This window comes from Achromobacter sp. RW408 (genome assembly GCF_003184165.1).
Classification (GTDB): Bacteria; Pseudomonadota; Gammaproteobacteria; order Burkholderiales; family Burkholderiaceae_B; genus Achromobacter; species Achromobacter xylosoxidans.
Genome location: NZ_QHHO01000022.1, coordinates 794,970 through 801,567 on the forward strand (window position 1 = coordinate 794,970; position 6,598 = coordinate 801,567).

Genomic DNA, 6,598 nt, shown 5'->3' on the forward strand with positions numbered 1-6,598 from the left:
GAGGCAACCATGCACTGGACCCTGGAACAACTGCGGCATTTCGTGGCGGCGGCGGACGCCGGCTCGTTTTCGGCGGCGGCGCGCCAGGTGGGGCGGGCGCAATCGGCCGTCAGCACCTCGCTGGGATTGCTGGAAGCGGACCTGGGGGTGGAATTGTTCGACCGCTCGCGCCGCAATGCCACGCTGACGCGGGCCGGTGAAGTGCTGTTGCAGGAGGCGCGCGAACTGTTGCGCCAGGCCGCGGGACTGGAGCAGCGGGCGCTGTCATTCGCGGCCGGGCAGGACGCGCACCTCAGCCTGGCGCTGGACGAGGCCTTGCCCGATCGGGTGCTGGGCGCGCTGGTGAAGGAGGTCTCGGCGCGCTTTCCCGCGCTGGAGCTGACCCAGTTGAACGGCACGGCCACCGAAGTGGCGGACTATGTCTCGCAGGGGCGCGCCAGCGTGGCGTTCCACTACGATCGCGGCGATCCGGGCGCGGCCTTCGCCCATCGCTACCTGGGCGACGTGGGGCAGGGCATCTTCGTGGCGCGCGACCATCCGCTGGCCGCGTTGCCCGAAGTCACGCGCAACGACCTGGCGCGCCATCGTCAACTGGTGATGCGGATGGAGGGGGTGGAGGATGTGGTGATGAGTCCGTCGGCCTGGCGTTCAGACAGTTTCTACAGTATCGCCGCCATGGCCGTGGATGGCTTGGGCTGGGCCATTCTGCCGCTGAACATCGCCGAGTACGAGGGCTACCGCGAGGACCTGGCCAACGTGCCGTGCGTCGGCCTGTCGCTGCCGCCGTTGTCGGTGCGCACGCTCTGGCTGCAAGGCCGGACGCCGACGGCCACCGAGCGCTGGATCCAGGATCGCATGGAGCAACTGCTGCATCCGGCGGCCTGAGCAGGTCGGGGCGGCCGGGCGGCCGGCGCCGGCCGCTTCCGGAAGGCGACCGCGGCGGCTGCCCGAGTCCGGGCGCGTCAGGCCTTCTTGCGGTACACCAGCACCGGCGTGGTGGAATGCGCCAGCACCTTCTGCGTCTGGCTGCCCAGCACCACGGCGGCCATGCCGCGGCGGCCGTGCGAAGCCATGGCGATCAGGTCGCAGTGGCGCTCGCGGGCCGCGTCGATGATGGCCTGGTACGGATCTTCGTGGGTGGCGCGCAGCGTTTCGCAAGGCACGCCGGCTTCGCGCGCCTGGGTGGCGGCCGCGCTCAAGAGGCGTTCGGCCTGGGCGCGGATCTGGTCCTGGTACTCGCCCAGGCTGTGGGCCACCTGCGCCGCGCCCATGGCGAAGACGTGGAAGGGTTCCTCGACCGTGAGGATGGTGGCCTTGGCGCCCAGCGACCTGGCCAGCTCGAGGCTTTCGACCAGGGCTTCCGAGGACAATTGCGAGCCGTCCGTGGGAATGAGAATGTGCTTGTACATGGTGTCTCCCGTGTTTGTGCGGCGGCCGCCGCGACTTGCGGCGGCTACGTAACACTGTATCGGGCGGGAGACGGACGCCGTTTGCGCGTAATCAAGGGTTGCGCGCGGTCAAACCGCCACGCGTGGCGCCGCGTCAGCTCAACAGTGCCGCGACCAGGTCGCCGCCGGCGCGGTCGCCCTCGCTGAAGTCGAGCGCGGTCTGCACGTGTTCCAGGTGCTCGTCCATCAGCGCGCAGGCGCGGTCGACGTCGCCGGCGCGAGCGGCTTCGATGAAGGCGTGGTGCTCGCGCGAGGAACAACTGGCGTCGTGCGAGCTCTGGTACAGCACGGTGATCACGGCGCTGCGCGCCGACAGCTCGCGCAGCATGCCGGTCAGCACCGAGTTGCCGACGGCCTCGGCCAGCAGGATGTGGAAGTCACCCAGCAGGCGGTTGCGCGCCTGCACGTCGCCGCTTTCCACGGCCGCGCGTTCCTCGGCCAGGTGGGCGTCGATGCGGCGGTAGTCGGCCGCCGTGGCGCGGGTGACGAACTCCCGCGCCAGCGCGGCTTCGAGGATGCGGCGCACCGCGTAGACCTCGCGCGCCTCGTTGGCGTCGGGCTTGCTGACGAAGGCGCCCTTGTCGGGCACGATGTTGATCAGCTTGTCCTTGGACAGCATCAGCAGGGCGGCGCGGATCTTGGTCCGGCTGACCTTGTAGACGCGTGCCAGGGCCTCTTCGCGCAAGCGGGTGCCGGGCGGCAGGCGGTGCGCCACGATGGCGGCGGCGACTTCCTTGGCGATGTCGTCGGCGCTGGGGTCGGGAGGTACTGCCTGGGTCATGAAGCGCGGGGGCGGGAAGACGGTATGGGCAGCCAGTCTATCAAAAACCCGCGCACGCAACATTTATTGCATACGAAAATTGTTGGCGAACCGGCCTTCCGCGCGCCCGGTGGAGCCGGTCTGGGTCGATTCATGCCGGATTCCGCACAATCGCGCCGCCAAGCGTGATCAATCCCCCGGGGGACCTGGCGTATCCTGCTGGCCATCCCCGTGTCACGCCCGGACCGGCAGCGGCATCCGGTTGCCGGCCGGCTTTCAACGTATCCAGGAATCCGCCCATGTCCATAGATTTGTCGTCCGCCCTGCAACGCTTTCCCCGTTACGCCCTGCTCGATGGCCCGACGCCGATCCAGCGCCTGGCCCGGCTGGAGGCGGCGCTGGGCGCGGCGGCCAACGGCGTGCGCCTGTACGCCAAGCGCGATGACCACATGGCGCTGGGCGGGGGCGGCAACAAGCTGCGCAAGCTGGAGTTCCTGCTGGGCGAGGCGCGCGGGCAGGGGGCCGACACGGTGGTGACCGTGGGCGGCCTGCAATCGAACCACGCGCGCCTGACCGCCGCGGCCGCGGCCCGCGCCGGCATGGCCTGCGAGCTGGTGCTGGGGCGGGTGGTGCCGTGCGCCGACGCCGATTACGAAGAAAACGGCAACATGCTGCTCAACCGGCTGCTCGGCGCCACCGTGCACGCCTTGCCGGTCGGCGCCGACGCCATGGCGGCGGCCCTGGAACGGGTGCGCGCGCTGGAACTGGCGGGACGCCGCGTCTACCTGGCGCCGCTGGGCGGCTCCACGCCGGTCGGCGCGCTGGGCTATGCGGCCTGCGCGCAGGAGATCCTGGAGCAGGAGCGCGCCCTGGGCGTGACGTTCGCGCGGGTGGTGGTGGCCAATGGCAGCGCCGGCACCCACGCCGGCCTGGCCGCCGGCATGGTCGCGGCGGGCCTGCCGGCAACCCGCGTGCAGTCGTTCACCACCCTGGCCGACACCGAGGTCGCGCAGGCGAAGACGCGCGACCTGATGGCCGCCACCCTGGCGCTGCTGGGCCGGGCGGATGGCGAACACGGCGCCGCCACGGGCGAGGCGGCCGCGCCGGCGCCCAACGACATCCTGGTGGACGGCAGCCAGCGTGGTCCGGCCTACGGCGTGCCCACGCCCGCCATGCTCGAGGCCGTCGGCCTGCTGGCGCGCAGCGAAGGGCTGCTGCTCGACCCGGTGTATTCGGGCAAGGCCTTCGCCGGCCTGCTGGCCGACGTGCGCGCCGGCCGCCATGCACCCGGCAGCGACGTGCTGTTCGTGATGACGGGCGGCGCGCCGGGGCTGTACGCCTACAAGCCGGCGTTCCAATGAAAAGCGGGCCGGTCGCCGCAAGGCGTCCGGCCCGCCCGGGGCGAAGCAGGGGGCGTCAATCCTTGGCCATCAGCCCCAGGTATTCGATCAGGCCCTTTTCCTTGACGTAGGTGGCCTGGGCCCAGGCCTTGTAATCGGCGCTGTCGCGGTAGGCCGGCTCCTGGTTCAGCTGCTTCATGACCTCCATGCTGGCCGGGTCGAACAAAGCCTTCTTGAAGGCGTCGTGCAGCGTCTTGACCACCGCCGGGTCCATGCCCTTGGGGCCGGCCAGGCCATAGGGCGAGGTCGATACGACCTTGTAGCCCAGCTCCTGCGCGGTCGGCACGTCGGGCCAGCGGGTGGTGCGCTTTTCGCCGAACGTCACCAGCAGCCGCATCTTGCCCGAGTCCACGAACTGGTCCCAGCCCGTGGCGTCGCTCTGCGCCATGACGTGGCCGCCGAGCAGCGCCTGCTGCATGTCGGCGTTGCCCTTGTAGGGCACGTGGTTCAGCTTGACCTTGGCGTTGATGGCGATTTCCTCGATCAGCAGGTGCGGCGACGAGCCCACGCCGGTCGAGCCGTAGTCGACGCTGCCGGGATTCTTGCGCGCCGCTTCGATGTACTCGTTGAAGGTCTTGTAGGGCGAGTCGGCGCGCACCGTGAAGCCGAAGGTGTAGCCCGACAGGCCAATGATGAAGGTGAAATCGTTGATCGGATCCCACGAGGTCTTCTGCATGTACGGCATGCGCAGCATGGCCAGCGTGTACAGCGCGACGGTGTAGCCGTCGGGCTTGGCGGTGCGCGACATGGTGGCGGTGCCGAGGGTGCCGCCGGCGCCCGGACGGTTCTCGACGATGACGGGCTGGCCCAGGTACTTGGATGCGTCCTGCGCCACGATGCGCATGTGACGATCGGTGGAGCCCCCGGCCGGGAACGGCACGATCAGGGTGATGGGTTTGTTGGGAAAGGCGTTTTGCGCCGACGCCGCGGGCGCCAGCGCGCCGCCGGCCAGCGCCAGCAGCAGGGCGCCCAGGCAGGCGCGGCGCAGGGGTTGGTGGGCCATGGGGCTTGTCTCCAATGTGATTATGGTTTTGTGGTCTTGTCGCTTCGGGGGCTGCTTTACGGCTGTGTTGCTTTGCAATGGCGCCGGTCAGTCGCGTAGCGCGACCTTGACCGGCAATCGTTGCAACGCCTCGCGCAACTGCTCCTTCAGCGGCGCGGGGGCGGTGGCGTCGACCTCGACGGCGACGTCGGGCTGCGCGTCGGACAGCACGCGCAGCAGGGAACTGTCAGGCGGCAGGCCGGCCTGTGCGAGCACGCGCTCCACCACGGCGCGCGCGGACACCGCCGTGGCCAGGCGCCGCAGATCGGGCTTGTAGATCTTGCCGACATTGGTCATGGGCATCTGCTCGAGCACGATCACGCGCTTGGGCCGCGCCGGCGCTTCGTCGACGCGGGCAGCCGCATACGCGACCAGCTCGGCCTCGGAGACCTCGGCATCGTCGGCCAGGGTCACGAAGGCGATCGGCAGTTCGCCCGCGTACGGATCGGGCGCGCCGACCGCGGCGCAGATGCGCACCGCCGGGTGCGAGGCCAGCGCATCCTCGATGGTCTTGGGATCGATGTTGTGGCCGCCGCGGATGATCAGGTCCTTGGCCCGGCCTTGCAGATGCAGGCGGCCCTCGGCGTCCAGGAAGCCGACGTCGCCGCTGATGAGCCAGCCGTCCGCGGTGAAGGCACGGGCCGTATCCTCGGGGTCGAGAAAGCCGGGGATCACGTTGGGCGACTTGAACAGCAGCATGCCGGCCTGCCCGGGCGGCAGGTCGCGCGCCGGCTGGCCGGCGGGCGCGTCCAGGCCGACCACGCGCACCTGCACGTAGGGCAGCGGAAAGCCCACGCAGTTGACCGGAAAGCGCGAGCCGGGCGGCGTGATCGAGGTGATGCCGGCCATCTCCGTCATGCCCAGGCTTTCGTTCACGTGCAGGCCGAACAGGCGTTCGAAGCGCGCCGCCAGCTCCGCCGGCAACGGCGCGGCGCCGGTGCGGCAGTAGCGCAGCGACGAGATGTCGGCGCCGTCCAGCGGGATCTCGGCCAGCGCCGCCAGGATGGTCGGCACGCCCTGTAGCGAGGTGGCGCGGTGGCGCTCCACCAGCCGCCAATAATTGCGCAGCACCTCGCGGTTGCGCAGCAGCTGCGTGGTCGGGATCACGGTCTGCACGCCGGCCGACAGCGCCGCCAGCGAGGCCGGCAGCACGCCGGCCACGTGGAACAGCGGATAGCCGTTGATGACCACGTCGCCGGGCCCTGCGCCCTGCAACTGCACCGCCGCCCAGGCCGTGAAGACCTGGTTGGCGTGGGTATGGATGGCCAGCTTGGGCGCGCCGGTGGTGCCGCCGGTATGGAAGTAGGCGGCCACGTCGTCGGCGCGGATCACGCGGCCGCTGACCAGCCGGTCCGAGGGCTGGGCGGCGCGCGCGCTGTTGAAGTCGAGCGCGAAGCCGGGCAGCGCCGGGCGTTGCGACGGCGGCTCGTCATGCGGCGTGACGCGCAGCAGCGTGCGCAGCGTCGGCACCCGCTCGCGCAGGCGCAGGGCCTTGGACCAGGATTCGCATTCGGTGTCCGAGCCGTAGGCGATCAGCACCTTGGCGCCAGCGGTGGTCAGCAGCGAGGCCAGCTTGTCCTCGGTCAGCAGCGGATTGAGCGGCTGCACGATGCCGGCCGCCTCGCCGCCCCAGAGCGCCAGGTGGTATTCGAGGCAGCCCGGCAGCAGCACGCCGACCGCGTCCGAAGGGCCGAGCCCCAGGCTGTGCAGCAGGTTGGCGGTCTGGTGGATGCCGGCCAGCAGCTCGTCGTAGCGCCAGCTGATGGCCGGCTCGTCGGGATCGGCGCTGCGCAGGAAGGTCAGCGCGGTGCGGTCGCCGAAGGCGGCGGCCGAGTTGCGGAAGATCTCGTAGGTGCTTTGCACCGTCAGCGTCTCGGCCAGCGGCCGGGCCGCCAGTCGGCGCACGTCGTCGATGGAACGCACCGGGAATGGCGCGGCGAAGGGCGGG

At 70.6% G+C, this 6,598-nt stretch carries 6 protein-coding genes; 2 read left to right on the top strand and 4 right to left on the bottom strand.

Annotated elements, in window-relative coordinates; genetic code table 11:
• The first annotated feature begins 9 nt into the window (after positions 1-9).
• Positions 10-885 carry a LysR family transcriptional regulator gene (locus tag DK459_RS05960; RefSeq protein WP_006385087.1) on the top strand — a complete coding sequence of 292 codons (876 nt, stop codon included), beginning with the start codon at positions 10-12 and terminating at the stop codon, positions 883-885.
• Between the two features lie 77 nt (positions 886-962).
• Here the strand turns inward: DK459_RS05960 and DK459_RS05965 are convergent, their stop codons facing one another.
• Positions 963-1,409 carry a universal stress protein gene (locus DK459_RS05965; RefSeq protein ID WP_006385086.1) on the bottom strand — a complete coding sequence of 149 codons (447 nt, stop codon included), beginning with the start codon at positions 1,407-1,409 and terminating at the stop codon, positions 963-965.
• Between the two features lie 133 nt (positions 1,410-1,542).
• A complete protein-coding gene (locus DK459_RS05970; RefSeq protein WP_035181720.1) occupies positions 1,543-2,229 on the bottom strand; it encodes a GntR family transcriptional regulator in 687 nt (228 codons plus the stop codon).
• A gap of 278 nt (positions 2,230-2,507) precedes the next feature.
• On the opposite strand from DK459_RS05970, the gene DK459_RS05975 reads away from it, so the two are divergent.
• Positions 2,508-3,569, top strand: coding sequence for a D-cysteine desulfhydrase family protein (locus tag DK459_RS05975; RefSeq protein WP_047991017.1), 1,062 nt, complete (start codon positions 2,508-2,510; stop codon positions 3,567-3,569).
• 55 nt (positions 3,570-3,624) lie between these two features.
• Here the strand turns inward: DK459_RS05975 and DK459_RS05980 are convergent, their stop codons facing one another.
• Positions 3,625-4,611: a tripartite tricarboxylate transporter substrate binding protein gene (locus DK459_RS05980; protein WP_006385083.1), complete on the bottom strand. Its 987-nt coding sequence runs from the start codon at positions 4,609-4,611 to the stop codon at positions 3,625-3,627.
• Between the two features lie 87 nt (positions 4,612-4,698).
• A partial coding sequence (locus DK459_RS05985) for an acyl-CoA synthetase (RefSeq protein ID WP_233256766.1) occupies positions 4,699-6,598 on the bottom strand: 1,900 nt, incomplete at its 5' end.

What these genes read in the sequence shown, in the direction of transcription:
- DK459_RS05975 (WP_047991017.1), top strand. Translation starts at nt 2,508, where the DNA reads ATGTCCATAGATTTGTCGTCCGCCCTGCAACGCTTTCCCCGTTACGCC.
- DK459_RS05980 (WP_006385083.1), bottom strand. Translation starts at nt 4,611, where the DNA reads ATGGCCCACCAACCCCTGCGCCGCGCCTGCCTGGGCGCCCTGCTGCTG.
- DK459_RS05960 (WP_006385087.1), top strand. Translation starts at nt 10, where the DNA reads ATGCACTGGACCCTGGAACAACTGCGGCATTTCGTGGCGGCGGCGGAC.
- DK459_RS05970 (WP_035181720.1), bottom strand. Translation starts at nt 2,229, where the DNA reads ATGACCCAGGCAGTACCTCCCGACCCCAGCGCCGACGACATCGCCAAG.
- DK459_RS05965 (WP_006385086.1), bottom strand. Translation starts at nt 1,409, where the DNA reads ATGTACAAGCACATTCTCATTCCCACGGACGGCTCGCAATTGTCCTCG.